At 73.8% G+C, this 16203-nt stretch carries 16 protein-coding genes and 1 pseudogene; 10 read left to right on the forward strand and 7 right to left on the reverse strand.

Annotation, left to right across the window (positions count from 1 at the left end; all coding sequences use genetic code 11):
• Window positions 1–19 precede the first annotated feature (19 nt).
• From AB0O07_RS17355 to AB0O07_RS17370, 4 genes are all read left to right on the forward strand, one after another.
• Window positions 20–1141 (forward strand): iron ABC transporter permease, encoded by a 1122-nt coding sequence (locus tag AB0O07_RS17355; RefSeq protein ID WP_365634254.1) that lies wholly within the window; start codon window positions 20–22, stop codon window positions 1139–1141.
• Window positions 1138–2028 (forward strand): ABC transporter ATP-binding protein, encoded by an 891-nt coding sequence (locus tag AB0O07_RS17360; RefSeq protein ID WP_365633557.1) that lies wholly within the window; start codon window positions 1138–1140, stop codon window positions 2026–2028. Before AB0O07_RS17355 ends, AB0O07_RS17360 begins: the two co-directional genes overlap by 4 nt.
• Window positions 2029–2417: 389 nt before the next feature.
• Entirely contained in the window at window positions 2418–2888 is a 471-nt protein-coding gene (locus AB0O07_RS17365; RefSeq protein WP_365633560.1) for a hypothetical protein, read from the forward strand.
• Complete coding sequence (locus tag AB0O07_RS17370) at window positions 2885–5125, forward strand: tetratricopeptide repeat protein (RefSeq protein ID WP_365633564.1); 2241 nt, start codon at window positions 2885–2887, stop codon at window positions 5123–5125. Before AB0O07_RS17365 ends, AB0O07_RS17370 begins: the two co-directional genes overlap by 4 nt.
• A 356-nt stretch (window positions 5126–5481) precedes the next feature.
• Here AB0O07_RS17370 and AB0O07_RS17375 read toward each other — a convergent pair whose 3' ends face one another.
• Window positions 5482–6126, reverse strand: coding sequence for a response regulator transcription factor (locus AB0O07_RS17375; RefSeq protein WP_365633567.1), 645 nt, complete (start codon window positions 6124–6126; stop codon window positions 5482–5484).
• Window positions 6117–7928 (reverse strand): histidine kinase, encoded by a 1812-nt coding sequence (locus tag AB0O07_RS17380; RefSeq protein ID WP_365633570.1) that lies wholly within the window; start codon window positions 7926–7928, stop codon window positions 6117–6119. The genes AB0O07_RS17375 and AB0O07_RS17380 overlap by 10 nt, the downstream gene beginning before the upstream one ends.
• A gap of 422 nt (window positions 7929–8350) precedes the next feature.
• Between AB0O07_RS17380 and AB0O07_RS17385 the strand changes: the two genes are divergently transcribed.
• On the forward strand, window positions 8351–8560 hold the full coding sequence (locus AB0O07_RS17385) for a ferredoxin (protein ID WP_365633573.1): 210 nt from the start codon (window positions 8351–8353) through the stop codon (window positions 8558–8560).
• Here the strand turns inward: AB0O07_RS17385 and AB0O07_RS17390 are convergent.
• The 4 genes from AB0O07_RS17390 to AB0O07_RS17405 are packed head-to-tail and all read right to left on the reverse strand — an operon-like array spanning window position 8550 to window position 10501.
• Entirely contained in the window at window positions 8550–8687 is a 138-nt protein-coding gene (locus tag AB0O07_RS17390) for a hypothetical protein (protein WP_365633575.1), read from the reverse strand. The two genes, AB0O07_RS17385 and AB0O07_RS17390, sit on opposite strands and share 11 nt — an antisense overlap.
• Window positions 8674–9225 carry a hypothetical protein gene (locus AB0O07_RS17395; protein WP_365633578.1) on the reverse strand — a complete coding sequence of 184 codons (552 nt, stop codon included), beginning with the start codon at window positions 9223–9225 and terminating at the stop codon, window positions 8674–8676. Before AB0O07_RS17395 ends, AB0O07_RS17390 begins: the two co-directional genes overlap by 14 nt.
• Window positions 9222–9590 carry a hypothetical protein gene (locus AB0O07_RS17400; RefSeq protein WP_365633581.1) on the reverse strand — a complete coding sequence of 123 codons (369 nt, stop codon included), beginning with the start codon at window positions 9588–9590 and terminating at the stop codon, window positions 9222–9224. The genes AB0O07_RS17395 and AB0O07_RS17400 overlap by 4 nt, the downstream gene beginning before the upstream one ends.
• A complete protein-coding gene (locus AB0O07_RS17405) occupies window positions 9587–10501 on the reverse strand; it encodes a DUF6415 family natural product biosynthesis protein (RefSeq protein WP_365633584.1) in 915 nt (304 codons plus the stop codon). The genes AB0O07_RS17400 and AB0O07_RS17405 overlap by 4 nt, the downstream gene beginning before the upstream one ends.
• Before the next feature lie 97 nt (window positions 10502–10598).
• On the opposite strand from AB0O07_RS17405, the pseudogene AB0O07_RS17410 reads away from it, so the two are divergent.
• The 5 genes and pseudogenes from AB0O07_RS17410 to AB0O07_RS17430 form a co-directional block, all read left to right on the forward strand.
• Window positions 10599–10730: pseudogene (locus AB0O07_RS17410) on the forward strand (DNA-binding protein); the annotation flags it as partial.
• A 505-nt stretch (window positions 10731–11235) separates the two neighbouring features.
• Window positions 11236–11787: a hypothetical protein gene (locus tag AB0O07_RS17415; protein ID WP_365634325.1), complete on the forward strand. Its 552-nt coding sequence runs from the start codon at window positions 11236–11238 to the stop codon at window positions 11785–11787.
• A complete protein-coding gene (locus AB0O07_RS17420) occupies window positions 11784–12323 on the forward strand; it encodes a flavoprotein (RefSeq protein ID WP_365633587.1) in 540 nt (179 codons plus the stop codon). Before AB0O07_RS17415 ends, AB0O07_RS17420 begins: the two co-directional genes overlap by 4 nt.
• Before the next feature lie 302 nt (window positions 12324–12625).
• Window positions 12626–13111: a hypothetical protein gene (locus AB0O07_RS17425; RefSeq protein ID WP_365633590.1), complete on the forward strand. Its 486-nt coding sequence runs from the start codon at window positions 12626–12628 to the stop codon at window positions 13109–13111.
• Window positions 13112–13509: 398 nt separating this feature from the next.
• On the forward strand, window positions 13510–14505 hold the full coding sequence (locus tag AB0O07_RS17430) for a hypothetical protein (RefSeq protein WP_365633592.1): 996 nt from the start codon (window positions 13510–13512) through the stop codon (window positions 14503–14505).
• Here AB0O07_RS17430 and AB0O07_RS17435 read toward each other — a convergent pair.
• Window positions 14502–15986 (reverse strand): hypothetical protein, encoded by a 1485-nt coding sequence (locus AB0O07_RS17435; protein WP_365633595.1) that lies wholly within the window; start codon window positions 15984–15986, stop codon window positions 14502–14504. The two genes, AB0O07_RS17430 and AB0O07_RS17435, sit on opposite strands and share 4 nt — an antisense overlap.
• Between the last annotated feature and the right edge of the window lie 217 nt (window positions 15987–16203).

Below are 16203 nucleotides of genomic sequence, written 5' to 3' on the forward strand. Positions count from 1 at the left end.
CGTAGCCCCCTCCACCCCCATACGCCCCGCCGGTTACACCCGCCTCCGCCCGCCGCGCGGCCTCCTCCGCCCGTCCCTTCGTCCGTCCCTTCGTCCGTCCCTTCGTCCGTCCCTCCGCCCGTCCTTCCTCCTGCACCGCCGCTCGGCCGTGGTCGCCGCCGGTCTCGCCGTGCTGCTGGGCGCGGTCTGTGTCGCGTACCTGAGCGTCGGGGAGAGCTTCGTACCCCCCGGCGAGGTGGTGAAGGTCCTCACCGGGCAGCCGTCCGCGCAGGAGCTGGTGGTCGGCACGTTGCGGCTGCCCCGCATGGTGGCCGGGATCCTCGTCGGGGTGGCCTTCGGGGTCGCGGGCGCGCTGATCCAGACCGTCGCCCGCAACCCGCTCGCCAGCCCCGACATCATCGGCGTCAGCCAGGGCGCGGGCGCGCTCACGGTCGGCGCGATGACGTACGGCGTGACCTCGCCCAGCGTTCTCCCCGTGCTCTCCGTCGGCGGCGGCATCGCGGCGGCGGCCCTCGTGTATGCCTTCGCGTGGCGCGGCGGGCTCCACGCCGCCCGTTTCGTGCTCATCGGGATCGGCTTCGCGATCGCGCTGCGATCGGTCACCACCCTCTTCCTGACCAAAGGTGACGCTCTCGTCGCCCAGCAGGCCAAGGTCTGGATGACGGGCTCGCTCAACGGCCGGGGCTGGGAAGTCGCGGCGCCGCTCGGGTGGGTGGTGCTGGTGTCCCTGCCGGCGGTGGCGTGGGCGGCGTACGCGCAGCGCACGGTGTCGATGGACGACGACACCGCCACCGCGCTCGGCGTACGGCTCGGACGCGTCCGGCTGGGGCTGGTGGGGCTCGGGGTGGTGCTGGCGTCGGTCGCGACGGGCGCGGCGGGGCCGGTCGACTTCGTGGCGCTGCTGGCGCCGCAGATCGCGCGGCGGATGACGCGGACGGCGCAGATCCCGCTGGTCTGCTCGGCGTTGACGGGTGCGGTGATCGTCGTCCTGGCGGACCTGCTGGCGCGCAAGCTGCTCTCGCCGACCGAACTGCCGGTGGGGGTGCTGACGGCGGTGGTGGGGGCGCCGTATCTGATCTGGCTGATCGTCCGGGGCCGTACCGGGCGTACGACGGGCAGCGGCTCGGGAGGCAAGGCGTGAACGGGACGGGCGGAACCAACGAGGCGGGCGGGGTGAGCGGCGTGAAGGGTACGAGCCGGCTTACCGCCGAAGCGCTGACGCTCGGCTACGAGGACCGTACGGTCGTGGACGGCCTGGACCTCGCCGTCCCGGACGGCCGGGTGACCGTGATCGTCGGCCCGAACGCCTGCGGCAAGTCGACCACCCTGCGCGCGCTGGGCCGGCTGCTGCGCCCGAAGGGCGGTTCCGTGCTGCTGGACGGTACGGAGCTGGCGCGCATCCCGACCCGGCGGATCGCGCGCTCGATCGGCCTGCTGCCGCAGTCCCCGGCCGCGCCGGAGGCGATCACGGTCGCGGACCTGGTGGCGCGGGGCCGCCAGCCGCACCAGCGGTGGTGGCAGCAGTGGTCGGACGAGGACGAGCGCGCGGTGACGGCGGCGATGGCCCGTACGGATGTCACCGCGCTCGCCGACCGGCCGGTGGACGAACTGTCGGGCGGGCAGCGGCAGCGCGTCTGGATCGCCATGGCCCTGGCCCAGGAGACGGAACTCCTGCTGCTGGACGAGCCGACGACCTTCCTGGACATCGCGCACCAGGTGGAGGTCCTCGACCTGGTACGCCGCCTCAACCACGAGCGGGGCCGTACGGTCGTCATCGTCCTGCACGACCTCAACCAGGCGGCGCGGTACGCGGACCACCTGGTCGCCATGAAGGCGGGGCGGGTGGTGGCGGAGGGCGCGCCGGGAGAGGTCGTCACGGAGGAGCTGGTACGGGAGGTCTTCGGCCTGGAGTCGGTGGTGATCCCGGATCCGGTGACGGGGTCGCCGCTGGTGGTACCGGGGGCGCCGTATCGGGCGGAGGAGACGCCGTACCGGGCGGAGGAGGCGGGGCGGGGCTCAGTCGGGTGAGCACCTGAAGGCGTGATGCCCGCTGGACAGGCGCTCGACGGAGAGCACGCCGAAGCCCGCCGCGTGCAGCAGCGCGCGGAGGTCGTCGCTGTCTCCGAAACCACGGGTCTCCTTTCCGCACATCACCGTCTGGAAGAGGGAGTGGCCCGCTGGAAGAGGGAGTGGCCCGCGTCCGACTCCGCCCCGGGGAGCGGCTCCATCACGATCAGACGGGGGCGCGGCACCTTCGGCGGCCGCGTCCGTACGGTGCCGGTCATCGCGCGGCGGCGAACGCGGGGGCGGCGGCGGGACGAGAGGCCGCATACTCGGAGGGTGCGGCGGAACAGGACCGCTGACGGGGCCTGCCGCGGGCGATCGGGCCGAGGGGCCGGACTGGGGGAACGTACCGTATGGACGCGCTGACCGTGGCGAACGACGTGACACCGTACGTGACGGCGGCGATCGCCGCGTACGGCACGGCAGTTGTCACCAGGACGACGGACACGGTGGCCGACGCCTCCGTATCGCTGGGGCGCCGGATCGTACAGCGCCTGTGGCAGCGGGGTGAGGACGGTACGGACCGTACGGACAGCACGGACGGTGCCGGGGACGGGGACGCGGGCCGGGCGGGACTGCGGCGGGTCATCGACGACCTGGCCGAGGCGCCGGACGACGCCGACTTCCAGGCCGTACTCCGCGTCCATCTGCGCCGGGTGCTGCGCGCCGATCCCGAACTCGCCGCCGAGCTGGCCGCGTTGCTCCCTGCGGGCGGTACGTCGTTCACCGCGTCCGGGGCGGGGTCGGTGGCCGTGCAGCACAACACGGGCATCGTGAGCACGGGCGACGGCGCCACCATCGGCATCCCGGCCACCGACCGGTGACCGCGCCGGAGGCGTCCGGAGCGGAGACGTCCGGAGCGGAGGCGCCCGGGGCGGAGGCGCCCGGGGTGGTGGCGTCCGGGGCGCGCTCCGTGGCCGTACAACACAACACGGGCATCGTGAGCACGGGCGACGGGGCGACCATCGACGCGCGTACCGTCCATCTGCCGGCGTCGGCGGTACGCGAACCCGCCGAGGTCGCCGCAGGGCACGGGACGCACAACCTGCCCGCCCCGCACAGCCCGGTCTTCGTCGACCGGCAGGACATCCTGGCCGGGCTGCGACCCGCACCGGCCGACGGCGACACGGGACCGGATACGGGACCGGATACGGGTCCGGATACGGGTCCGGATACGGGACCGGACGCACGGCCCGGGGAGGAGAATCCTTCCTCCGCGCCCTCGGTCGTGTACGGCCTGGGCGGTATCGGGAAGAGCGCGCTGGCCCTGCACTTCGCGCACCACCACCGCGACCGGTACAACCCCATCTGGTGGATCCCCGCGGACTCCCCCAGCACCGTCACGGGCGGGCTCGCCGCGCTGGCCGCGCGGCTCTCCCCGCATCTGTACGGCGCCCACACCGCCGCGACCAGCGCCGAGGCGGCGGCGTGGGCGGTCCGCTGGCTCCAGAGTCACCACGGCTGGCTGCTCGTCTTCGACAACGCGCACTCGCCCCGCCAGTTGGAGCCGCTGCTCGGGATGCTCACCACCGGGCGGCATCTCATCACCAGCCGCCGCGCCACCGGCTGGCACCGCGTGGCGCGCCCACTGGCGCTGGGCACACTGCCGCCGGAGGCCGCGACGGAGCTGCTCCGGCGCATAGCGGGCCCCGACGGCGAGGGCGAGAGCGGCGGCGCGGGTAGCGGCGGGAGCGCGGGCGAGAGCGACGGCGAGGGGAACACCGCCCCCGGGGTGCTGGACCGGATCGCGGCCGAGCTGGGCCATCTGCCGCTGGCGCTGGACCAGGCGGCGGCGTACATCCAGTACACGGCGATCACCCCGGCCGCGTATCTGGACCGGCTGCGCCGCTACCCGGCCCGGATGTTCCGCTCGGCGCCCTCCGACGCGGGTCCGGGAACCGACGGGGGCGGCGGCGAGGCGGCGGGCGAGCGCACCGTGGCGCGGATCTGGCGGCTGTCGCTGCGGGCGGTCACGGAGGAGGAGCCGCTGGCCGGGGAGATCCTGCGGACGTTCGCGTGGTTCGGGTCGGCGCCGATCCCCCGGGACCTCGTCCACACCCTCCACGACGATCCCCTCGCCGTGGACGACGCGCTGGCCCTGCTCCACGCGTACAGCCTGATCGGCCTGGACCGGGAGGCGGTGACCATCCACCGGCTGGTCCAGGCCGTCGCCCGGATCCCGGACCCCGCCGACCCGCTGCGGACACCGGAGGCGATCGACCGGGCCAGGGCGGCGGCGCAGCGGCTGCTCTCGGCGGCGCTGCCGGAGAACCCGCTGTTCAACGTCCCCGGCTGGCCGCGCTGGCGCCGGCTCCTGCCGCATGTCCTGGCCCTGACCGGCTATATCGGGCCCGAGGAGGCGGACGGGACGACGGCGTCGGTCCTGCTCGCGGCCTCCGGTTTCCTCCAGGGCGACGGCCCCTTCGACCAGGCCGTCACCTGCGCGTCGGGCGCGGTGGAGGCGTACGAGCGGCTCCAGGGCGCGGACGCGCCGGCGACGCTGACGGCGCGCTCCTTCCTGGCGAGCGCGTACCGGGTGGCGGGCGACCTGGACGCGGCGGGGCCGCTGCACCTGCGGAACCTCGCCGATTCCGAGCGGGTGTACGGGCCCGAGCACCCCGAGACGCTGGTGGCGCGCGCCAATCTGGCATATCTGCACACCCTGCGGGACGAGCCGGCGGCCGCCCTCGCCCTGCACGAGCGAAACCTCCCCGCGTACGAACGCCTCCACGGCCCGGACCATCCGCACACCCTGAACGCCCTGTCCAACCTGGCCAGTTGCCACCGGGCCCTGGGGGAAACCGCCAGGGCGGTCGCCCTGCACCGGCGGTCGCTGGCCGACCACACCCGGGTCTACGGAGCCGGCCACTCGGAGACGCTGACCGCGCGCGCGAACCTCGCGTACTCCTGCCAACTGGCGGGCGAGGCCGCCGAGGCGATCGAGCTCTTCGAACAGGTACGGGCGGCCCGGGAGTCCCTCTTCGGCCCGGACCACCGGTACACGGAGCAGGCCCGCGAACTCCTGGCGGGGGCGCGGCGGGCGGCTCAGGGACACCCCTGACTCTCCCCCGACGTCTTCCCTGACGGCCCCTCAGCCACATTTCAGGGTCTGCCCCGATGTACGACGGCGCGGCTGCGCCTACCTTCGTAAGTGGCGGTGCGGGGGACACCGCCTGCGGGCGTGACCCCACGGGGGAGGGCCACGCCCGCAACGGGGGACAGCAAGGGGGCAAGGCAATGGGGCAGTTCCGATGGCGATGCCGGTCGCGATGGCGGTTCCGGTTCCGGTTCCGGTTCCGCGGAAAATCATCCGGCGACTCGCACGGCTCACACAGCTCGCACAGCTCACGCGGCTCACGCGGCTCACACGAGCCACGCCAGTCGCGCGGCTCACGCGAGCCGTGCGCGTCGCGCGGCTCAGACCCGCAGATGGGCGAGGACGGCCAGGACCCGTCGGTGGTAGGCGAGATCGGGCTCCAGATGGAGCTTGGTGAAGACGTTGCGCACATGCGTCTCCAGCGTCTTGCCGCTGATCCGGAGCCGCTCCGTGATGGCGTCGTTGGAGCGGCCTTCCGCCATCAGCGCCAGCACCTCGCGCTCCCGGGGCGTCAGCGTGTCCAGGTCGTCCGCCGCCCTGCGCCGGCCCATCAGCCGGGCGACGACCTCCGGGTCCACCACGGACTCGCCGGCGGCCACCCGCTTGAGCGCGTCGGAGAGTTCGTCCGCGTCGGCGACGCGGTCCTTGAGGAGGTAGCCGAAGCCCCGGCAGTCGCGGGCCATGGCCTGGACCGCAGCGGTGGTCTCGACGTACTGGGAGAGCAGGAGCACCCCCGTACCGGGAAAGTCCGCGCGGACGGCGCGCGCCGCGCGGATGCCCTCGTCGGTGAAGGTGGGCGGCATCCGGATGTCGAGGAGTACGGCGTCGGGGCGCTCGGCGCCGACCAGGCCGAGCAGCCCGGCGGCGTCACCGAGTTCGGCGGCGACCTCGACGCCGAGGTCGCCCAGCAGCCGTACGAGGCCCTGCCGCAGCAGTGCGGAGTCCTCCGCGACGATCACGCGCATGGCAGCTCCGCGAGGATCCTGGTGGGGCCGCCGGGCGGGGAGTCCACCCGCAGGGTGCCGCCGGCGGCGCTCACCCGGTCGGCGAGCCCGCGGAGCCCGCTGCCCGCGGCGGGGTCGGCGCCGCCGGTGCCGTCGTCGGCGACCTCGACGGCCAGCAGGGCTCCGGTCCTGCGCACCCGCACGGAGACGGCTCCGGCGGAGGCGTGCTTGGCCGCGTTGGCCAGGGCCTCGGAGACCACGAAGTACGCGGTCGTCTCGACGACTTCGGGGTACCGCCCCGGCTCGGCGAGGACGACGACGGGCAGGGCGGCCTGCTCGGCCAGCGCGGTGACGGCGGGGCCGAGCCCGGCGCGGGAGAGCACGGCGGGGTGGATGCCGTGGGCGATGTCGCGGAGTTCGGAGAGCGCCTGGCGGAGCGTCTTCTCCGTCTCGACCACGGCGAGGCGCAGTGCGGGGTCGCTGCCGGAGGGGAGTTCGGCGCCGACCCGGCGCAGGTTCATCAGGGCGAAGACCAGCCGGGTCTGCGCGCCATCGTGCAAGTCCCGCTCCAGGCGGCGCCGTTCCTCGTCGGCGGTGTGGAGCAGCCGGGCGTGCAGGGCGCGGGCCCGGGAGTCGCTGCCGACGGCCTGCTCGGCGAGGTGCGCATTGCGCAGGCAGAGCCGTACGGAGGCGGCGACGGAGGCCATCAGGGCGGGGTCGTCGCAGAGGGCGCTGTCGTACACCATCACCGCCAAGGGCCCGCCCACCTGCCCCTTCCCCTGCTCCTGTCCCTGCTCCTTCCCCTGTCCCTGTCCGCCACAGCCCTCGGCAGCGGTGAGGGCGACAACGGTAAGGGCGACGGCACCACCCCGAACGAGCAAGGTGTCCCCGGGCGCCGGCCACCCCCCGTACTCCGCGTGCCCCACCCCGGATCCGGACACCGGGACGGGAAGGGAACGGCCATCCGGGTCCTCGTACGCACCGGGGGCGCCGCCCGGGACGCTCAGCCCCAGACGGAGCGACGGGTCGCCGAGGACCTGGCGCAGCACGTCCTGGAGCTGACGCGGGGAGGGTTCGGCCCCGGCCGCTATGACCAGGTTCCCGGCCGAGGCGCGCCGGAGCCGCATCCGCAACAGCCCGAGCAGGAAGGAGACCGGCACGGCGATCTGGCAGAGGTCGGAGGGAACGGTCAGCACCGCGCCCGGGGTCCCCAGGGCGCCGGGGACCGCGACATAAAGGATCTCCCAGCCGACGAAGACCAGGGCGAGGGCCACCGACACCCCCGCGGGGAGGAGCATGCGGCGCCGGGCCGGGCTGCTCGCGCGCCAGCGGCCGACCAGCAACAGGAAGATCCAGAGGGTGAGGAGTGCGCCCGCGCAGCGGTAGGTGAGGTCGACGATGTCGAAGAGGGGGGTGCCGAGGAGGGTGGCGTCGGGCAGGAGGAGGAGCGCGTTGCCGTCACAGGCGCGGCAGGCCAGGTAGCTGCTGTCGGAGCTGGTCGCCGGGTCGTACAGCAGAGCGCGCGCCAAGCCGCCGACGGCGGCCAGCGCATATCCGGCGGTGACGGTGCGGCGTTCGCGGGCCCCGGTGACACGGCCCTCGGGAAAGGCGAGCAGCAGATGGGCGAGGACGGCGAGGTTGAGCGCCTCGCCCCAGGCGCCGAGGGCGAAGACCACGGGCTGCCCGAACCCCTGGAGGTTCCCGACGAACCAGGTCACCCCTTCGGCGAGGAGCAGCACCCCGGTCCGGTTGGCGGGACGCCGCCACAGGGCGACGATCCCGGCCCCGGCATAGGCCCAGCCGACCGAGAGATCCCGGGCCACCTCAAGGGCCCCGGCCCCGGCAGCCGCGTACCCGAAGGCCCCACACCCCCCGGCCCCGACCGCCACGACCCCCCACACCCAGAGCCCGACACCGACCCCCCGCCACCGCGGAGATCCGCCCCTCCCCTTCGCCCCCGGCCACCACAGAGATCCGAACAACCGCCCCACCCCGAACACCTGGCCCCGCCCCCAACCCGGGTCGACGTCCGAACCAGAGCCCGGCCCACAGACGGCGCCCGGCCCCAAGCCGTGCCCCTGGCCCGGGGCGTGGACCTGGGCCGGGGAGCGGGGGGTGGCGTTCTGGCGGGGCGGGGGGCCGCTTACTCGTTGCCGCACGTCTCTCATCATTCCGCAGGACTCCGCACAGCCACAGCCCTCGCACTGGTCAAACCCGTTACCCGGGCGGGGGTTTCCGCCGGGGCGTGCGGCACGCGCCCGCCGTGTTCACCCAGAACGACGAGGGAGTGGCCGAACTGCTGCGGACAGGAACGGGGGCCGGGACGGGACCGGGGACGGGAGAGGGGCACGATCGCGCGGTCCACGAGGCAGCGGCGACCTGTCCCGTACAGGCCATCACTGGGCACTCGGGTCACACGGGGCCTGCTGCGGGCAACCGGGCCGTCAGCGCGTGAAGTGCTCGGCCAGGAGCCATCCGGCGACCGAGTAGGCGGCGAGGGTGGCACTGACGACGAGTGCGGTCCGTACCGCTCGCAGGGCCCGTGCGATACGTGCGGCCCGTGCGGCGTCATCGGGGCGCATAGCGTTCGCGGGCCCGCCGCCGGAAAGGGAAGGGGAGACGGAGCCGGATCCGGTCGATCCACCGGGGCTTGCGGTGCCTGCGGCGGCGGGAACGGGCCGGGGGCTGTGCGTGGCGCGGCAGTATGTGCGCGGGCTGGGGCCGGTACGGGGGTCTTCGGTACGGGGGTACGGGTACGGGCAGTGCCCTGAGTGTGTACCGCTCGCTGAAGTCATCGGCGCTGAGCCTGAACTCGGCCCCGGCGAGCAGCCGTTCCCGGGCGGCTTTCTGGGCCTGCGGTGTGTGACACCAGAGGCGGAGTCTGGTGGGGACGTCGGGGTCGGGTGACCATACGGGGGTGAGGGTGCCCCGGGGCGCCCACCCGGCCCCCGGGCCGGGATCGAGGCCATTCGCGATACGGCGGGCTTGCTGCCGCAGGAAGGCCAGGGCGGCATCGGCGGTCACCGCTTGGCGGGCGGCGAGGACGACCCGTACCAGGGTGCCGTCGACCGTGGGCCCCTCACAGACCACGGTCACGTTGTAGAACCGGGCGACGCTCATGCCGGGCGCCGCCGGGCGGGAGGCGCGGCCGGGGCGGGAGGCGTGGCCGGGGGCCGCTGCCGCCGGTGGAGTTCGGCCAGGGCACGAAGCTGGATCCGCTCCCGCTCCGTCGCGGGGCGTACCGCGTTCAACGTGGCCTGCCAGGTATGCCCCGAGGGACGAACGAGGCAGACCAGCAACCCGGCGAACGAACTGATGACCCCCGGCATTTCGGTCCGCCGGTCGTACGCCGCCATCCCGACCCGCAGACCCGACAGAGCAGGCAGCGACGACGGACCGGACTCCACGCCGGACGGGGCGGACGGTACGGACCGGCGGTGCGGCGCCGGGTAGCGCGGCGGGACGGGCGGTTCGGGAGTCGTCATCCGGACTCACCAGCCCGCCGGTGCGGATGCGCCGCGACCCGACGCTCCTGGTGGTCGCGGGTCACCGGGCCCCCTCGGGGGTCCTCGGGCCGCGCGTTCCCATAGTGCTCCAGGAGATAGGCGCAGTCCCGGTGCAGGAGAGCCAGCCGCACCTGAGCGGAGAGCGGCGTCAAGGCCGGGGCGTGCTCGCCGAGGTTGTGCCGGATGCTGTCCAGGCGTGAACGCCGGGGGTACCACTCGGGCCCGCCCGGCCACAGCCCCTCGACGTGCGCCTCGGCGGCGGGCAGCAGGGCGGCGATATGGGTCCGTAGCCGCTCGGCGGCCGCACCCAGCTCCGCCTCGCCCGCCCGTGCGGTCCCCAGGGCGGCGGCCTTCGCGAGGGCGTCCTCGATGTCGGCCCTGGACACGAGGGCCGGTGTCGCGCCGGGCCCCGTTACCCGGGTACCGCCCTGGCGCCGGTGGCCGTCGGCCAGAAGCCGGGCGACGGCACCCGGGGAACAGAGAGTGCGGGCGTGGGCGGGCGGGACAGCCCAATGGATTCCGGCGGGACCCGTACGGTCGGGACGGGGCACCGTCAGATACGTGCCCTGGCCCAGCGCACCCGCGTACGGCAAGTCCCAGCCGGCGGCCGTCCCGGCGGGGACGAGGGCCAGGTACCAGCCGGGCGGCGACCAGATGACGGGGCCGCCCAGCGGGGCCAGGACGGTCGTCACGGCGGACCGCTCGGGGGCTCCGGCCGCCGCGTTCACCAGGCGCTGCGGGAGCTTCACCGCGTCGAACTGGACGCCCAGGGCGAGCACGGCGGGACGCCCGTCGCGCCAGTCCCGGTAGGCGGACTCGGGATCTCGGATGGATGACGCCAGCCAGCGGCCGATAGCCGCCGCAGCGGATGTTGCGTTGATTGCACTCATAATGTCCCGTTCGGTTGGAACCGCTGTGCACGCACCGTAGGGGGCGGTACAACAGATGCAGCCACGCAAAGTGCGTGCCTTGAACGGGGGATGACTGATGGAGACTGGGCGCATCGGCCGTCGCATCGCCTACTGGCGTACTCGGCGCGGGTTCACACAGGCAGACTTCGGTCGTCTCATGGGCCAGACCAAGCGCTGGGTGCAGGACCTGGAAGGCGGCCAGCGCCAACAGGACCCACGTCTGTCAGTTCTGATGCGCGCGGCCGAGGTCCTGCGCATCCCCCTGGAGCAACTCTTGATGGACTCGCCGGCCCCGCCGCCTGAGACCGTTCCGCCCGCCGAGGCCGCCGGGCTGATCGATGTCCTGTACCGAAGCGGGATGAGCGACCGTCCCCCGCTGCCGCTCGGCGAGATCCGCCGCGCGCTCACGTTCTGCTGCGTCGCGTTCCAAGCGTGTCACTACGGTGCCCTCGGGCGTGACCTCCCCGCGCTACTGCTGAATACCCAGCGGGCCGCGCAGGAGACATCTACGGGCGAGGCGTACGTGCTGCTGTCCCGGACACTCCAGCTCGCTGCCAGCTTCCTTCACAAGTACGGCGCGAGCACCGCAGTGCAGGCCGCAGTCGTCGCGGACCGCGCGCTCGGCGCGGCCGAAAGATCCGGGGATCCGGTGGCGATCGGCGCCGCCTCCCGGCGAGTCCCAGGGGCGCCCGGAGGCCGCACGCGACTTCGCGGTGCAGGCTGCCAGCCGTCTGCGGGACGGCCTGACCGCGGCCGGCCCAACGGGGCTGTCGACCCTCGGGATGCTGTACCTGTCCGCCGCGATCTCCTCGTCGTCGTTGGAACGGTCGACCGCTGTGGTCGCTGCGTCGACGAATCTGGTCGACGAGGCCACCGAGGTAGCCGAGCAGCAGGGCACCGACCTCAACGAGGACTGGACCGCGTTCGGTCCCACCAATGTCGAGCTGCACCGGGTCGACGTGCTGGCTCGGCTCGAGGACGGGTGGTCGGCCCTGGAGGCCGCCAACGAGCTGGAGCCGGAGGCGCTGGGCGGTATGACGCGGGAGCGGCAGGCCCAGCACCTCATCACGATGGCACGCGTTCAGCTCTTGACACGGCACAAGGAAGGTGCGGTCAAGTCCCTCGTACGCGCGGATGAGTTGGCTCCCGAGGAGGTCCGTCGCAGGCAGTCCAGCCGGGACCTGGTCGAGGACCTCTTGGGAGCGACGCCAGTACCGAGCACAGAGTTGCGTGCGTTGGCCGCACGGTGTGGACTCCGGGCATGACGAAGCGAGTGCTCTACCTGATCGCCTGCGCGGCAGGCCCGGCCCAGCACATCGACGGCGGTGTACGGGCAGCGCAGGCCGCAGGCTGGGACGTGTGCCTGATCCTGACGCCGTCGGCGGCCCGGTGGTGGGAGCCGCGCATGGCCGAACTGGAAGAGCTGACCGGGCACCCGGTCCGCTCGCAGTACAAGTTGCCCTGGGAGTCCGACGCGCTGCCGAAGGCGGACGCGATGCTGGTGGCGCCGCTCAGCAGCACGAGCTTGAACAAGTGGGGGGCGGGGATCGCGGACACACTCGCCCTGGGACTCGTCTCGGAGGGTGTGCATCTGGGGGTGCCGGTGCTGGCGATGCCGTACTTCAACCAGGCGCAGGCCAGTCAGCCGGCTGCGGCCCGGAGCATCGCGGATCTGCGCGCACAAGGCGTGCGCTATCTGGACGGGAGCGAGGGGTACGCGTCGCATCCGCCGACGCGTGGACGGCCCTCAGAATATCCGTGGCAGGCCGCGCTGGCGGCTGTTGAGGCCGCCGTCAGCTGAAGTGGCCGTCCAAACGGGGCGCGGGCATGACGAAGCGCCCCTCCGCCCCGGGCCGAAGCAGGGCGCTCGCACGCGCTCGACCGGATCGGCCTGGCGGAGTGCCGCTTCCTCGCCGGGGATGTCGCGGGTGGCGTCGAGGAAACGCACCGGGCGGTGGCGGCGGCCGGGCTCACCCAGTCCGGGAGAGTCCGCACGCAGCTCGGACAGCTCTACCCGTACACCGTGGGGCACAGTGCGTCGCGTACGGTCCGAGAGGCGCGGGACAGTATCCGCGACCTTCTGTCGAACTGAGGGGTGGACACATGACGACACTGGCCGTGACCGGGCACATGGACCTGACCTTGGAAAGCGTGCCGCTCGTACGGGCTGCGCTCCGGGAGGTCCTGGAGCCGTTTCGGGAGGACTTGACCGGGGTGTCGTGCATCGCGGCAGGATCCGACAGCCTTTTCGCGGAGGAGATCGTCGCGCTGGGCGGCCGGCTGGTGGTGGCGATCCCGTCGCGGGACTATCGGGCTGCGAAGGTGAAGCCGGATCACGCGGCGGTGTTCGACCGACTGGTGGAGGCCGCTGCCGAGGTGCTGGTGATGCCACACGAGACGGCGAACCGGCAGGCGTACGAGTCCGCGAACGCCGTTCTGCTGGAACGCGCGGACCGTCTTGTCGCGGTCTGGAACGGACAGCCGCCGTCCGGGAAGGGCGGCGGTACGGCGGATGTCGTCACGGAGGCGCGCGCGGCCGGTATCCCCGTGGATGTGGTGTGGCCTGACGGAGCAGTACGCCGGGCCTGAAGGCAAGTCTCGAGAGCTCGGAGCCGGTGCCGTTCGGGCGGGCCCGGCCCGGGGCTTGAGCTTCGGGGGTTGGGGCGAGGGTTCGCGCGGTGCTGAGCTGGGGGAACAGGGGCGGCGGGGTGGCCCGGGGCTTGAGCTTCGGGGGTCGAGCCCTGCTTGTAGGGATGGGTTGGTTCCTCTTTCCCACCCACCCTCCCTACCCGGCTCCCCGCCTCCCCACCTCGGGAGTTGACTTTTCGCGATCGGGTTGCGACGCAGGGTGAGGAGCGTCTACCTTGCCCCTGAAACGAAAAAACGGCCTCCGCCGGTGTTAGCAGCACCGGGCGGAGACCTGACCAGCTCGATCAAGATGAGTGATCTTTGTGGCTGCTTCGCAGTTTAGTGTCGCGTCGGCGTCCGTGCACGCCGCTTCCCATCCGATGGCCAATCCGGGGTACGGCAAACGTTCGGCCGCCGGGCAACCGGCCCCCTCCCCCGACGACTTCGCCCTCCTGCCGGGGCGGGAAGCCGCCATCGCCGGGTTCATCGACCGGCTGCCCGACGGGGCCGACATCTCCGTGAAAGCCCTGGCCAAGGTGATGGAGTACGGGCAATGCGCCTTACGCACCGCCCTCAACTTCCTCGAACGCGCCGGACATCTGCTGCGCCGACGCGAATTCCTCGCCGGAGACGGGGGCGGGCGGTGGGTCACTCGTACGTGGTTCTCCCGTACGGCACGTGAGGGTGACGCCTGGGAGACGGGGACCGAGACAGGGGCCGAGACGAGGACCGAGACGGAGCGCCCGGACTTCCTGGACCCCCCGAATGCCGGTGCGTGCGCACCGGTTGCAATCGTGGCCACCGCCCCGGCCGCACGGCCGATGACCTCCGCCGCCCCGGCCCCGGCTTCCACCCCGACCAGCAGCGGGACCGTCACCTCCCCCGCCCTGGCGGCCGGTACGCGGCCACCCCGCTCACGCGCATACCTCCTGCTCGCCTCCCTCGGACGCCGCTGCCCCGACCTCTCCCTCTCCGCCGCCGACTGCACGGCCCTGGAAACCCTGACCGCCGCATGGTTCGCACGCGGCGCCGGTGAAGAACAGATCCTGGGGGCCCTCACCTACGGACTCCCCGCACCCGTACACCACCCCGCCGGACTCGTACGCTCCCGGCTCACCACCAAACTCCCGCCCGAGCCGCCCGGGCCCGCGGAGACGCCGGTCGCCTCGGGCCGGGCAAGGGCCGCCATGGTGGAGTGCGTCACCTGCCGGGCACCAGGACGGCCAGAAGCACTGGCAGACGGGAAATGCCGCACCTGCCGGAGTGAAGACCTGCCCGCACACCGCCCCGCCGCCCTCCCGCCCGACCGCGTCCACGCCCTCGCCACCGAGGCACGCAACGCCGCCACCCGCTAACTAGCCGAGGTCTTGCGGCGGGCCCGCCAGACCAGGTAGAGGGCGGAGGAGACCGCCGCCGTGCGGAGCACGACCGGCCAGAGTCCGGTCAGCGCCTCCGCCATCCCGCCGGTCGGGATCGGCTCGCCCCAGCGCCCGTCCAGCCGGCCCCAGATCCAGATCAGACCGCCCGCCGCCGACACGCCCGGCAGCCCGAAGACCGCCCACTTCGCCTCGGCGCGGGAGAGCGTGCGGGAGGCGTACGCGAGGAGCCAGCCACCTCCGAGCGCCAGCCAGGAGCCGAGGAACGCGCCCGCGACCAGCAGCGCGGCGGCCAGCAGCAGGAACGGGTTGGAGAGCCCGCCGCCGCCCTTCGGCTCCCGGGGCCCGGGGCGCAGCCGGAACCCGCGCCGGGGCCTCGCCCCGGCGGCGGGGTCCCCGGGGGCGTCGGCGGCCTCCGTTCCGGTGGCGCCGGCTCCCTCCCGCGCGCCCGCCGCGCCCGCCGCGTCCTTGGCGTCCGGGTCGGCCGGCGGGGGCGGTGGCCTGAGCATGTCGGGGATCTCGACCCCGCCGACGAAGCCGTGCGAGGGCTCCACCGACACCCCGGCGGGACCGGAGGGCCCCGGTTCGATCCGCCACCAGTCGGGCTCCGCCCGCGCTCCACGGGGCGGCGCCTGGGCGGGGATGCGGGGCCCGGCCCCACGCCCGGCCCCGGCCCCGGCCCCGGAATCCGTTTCGGCCGAGGTCTCGGGGGTTCCATCGGGGGTCCGGCCGGCGGGGGAGGCCGGTTCCGGGGCCGGTTTCCCCGAGGGCGGCTTCTTCAGGGACGGTGCCGGGGATCCCGGGGATCCGGGGGATTCCGGAGATCCCGGGGATTCGGGAGATCCGGGGGGCGACAGTGGCATCGGGATGATGAGGGAGGCACCCTCCGGCCAGCCCTCGGCCGCCCCGGGCGTCGGCTGTGCTGCGGGCGCCGCCGGTGCCGCAGGGGCCGCGGGGGGCTCCGGCGCGGGGGTGGCGGGCGCCGACGGCGATCCCGCGGACGGCCCCGGCGACGGCGGCCCCGACTCGCCGCCCCCGCCCTTGCCGCCCTTGCCGGTTCCCAACGACCCCAGCAGCCCGAGGCCCAGCCCCTTCGCCAGGCCCGTCCGCGCCTCCGACCGCGCCCCGGTCCGCTGCTCCGGTACGGCGACCTCCGGGGGCTCCGGGACCCGTGGGGTGCGGGGGGAGTCCGTATCCGTACCGCCGCCATCGGCACCGCCACCACCGCCACTGGCCCGCGCGGCGTCCCGTACCACCACATGGGGCTCCCCCAGCCGCCCCAGGATGCGGCGGACGGTCGCGGGGGTGTCGGTGGAGAATTTGCCGCGCTGCTTGTCGATCTCGTTCCGCAGCGTCGAGACCAGCCGCATCCGCTCGCCCGAGGAGAGATGCTGCTGCTGGGCCGCGTCCCCGACGCGACTCAGGTAGTCGTAGACGAGCTGATCGCTCTCGATCCCCACACTTTCCTCCGCACACCACACGCCGCACACCGCACACACATACCGGGCGCCACATCACGCACCACGGCGGCCACCAGCGCGATGGTGTCGAACTCCTCCGCGCGCGTCCACCCCGTGCCTCCCCCGGTGCGCCGCCCAGCGCGTCCCCGTACACCCTGTACACGGAGCGCCGCCGCCCCGTACGGAGAACACCGCGAAATCGTCTCCACCCGGCTCC

Origin of the sequence: Streptomyces sp. NPDC093085 (assembly GCF_040683935.1) — a bacterium.
In the GTDB taxonomy this organism is placed as follows: Bacteria; Actinomycetota; Actinomycetes; order Streptomycetales; family Streptomycetaceae; genus Streptomyces.

Coding starts and splice junctions, on each gene's coding strand:
- AB0O07_RS17365 (WP_365633560.1), top strand. CDS start 2,418: ATGGACGCGCTGACCGTGGCGAACGACGTGACACCGTACGTGACGGCG.
- AB0O07_RS17375 (WP_365633567.1), bottom strand. CDS start 6,126: ATGCGCGTGATCGTCGCGGAGGACTCCGCACTGCTGCGGCAGGGCCTC.
- AB0O07_RS17390 (WP_365633575.1), bottom strand. CDS start 8,687: ATGCGCCCCGATGACGCCGCACGGGCCGCACGTATCGCACGGGCCCTG.
- AB0O07_RS17395 (WP_365633578.1), bottom strand. CDS start 9,225: ATGAGCGTCGCCCGGTTCTACAACGTGACCGTGGTCTGTGAGGGGCCC.
- AB0O07_RS17400 (WP_365633581.1), bottom strand. CDS start 9,590: ATGACGACTCCCGAACCGCCCGTCCCGCCGCGCTACCCGGCGCCGCAC.
- AB0O07_RS17405 (WP_365633584.1), bottom strand. CDS start 10,501: ATGAGTGCAATCAACGCAACATCCGCTGCGGCGGCTATCGGCCGCTGG.
- AB0O07_RS17420 (WP_365633587.1), top strand. CDS start 11,784: ATGACGAAGCGAGTGCTCTACCTGATCGCCTGCGCGGCAGGCCCGGCC.
- AB0O07_RS17425 (WP_365633590.1), top strand. CDS start 12,626: ATGACGACACTGGCCGTGACCGGGCACATGGACCTGACCTTGGAAAGC.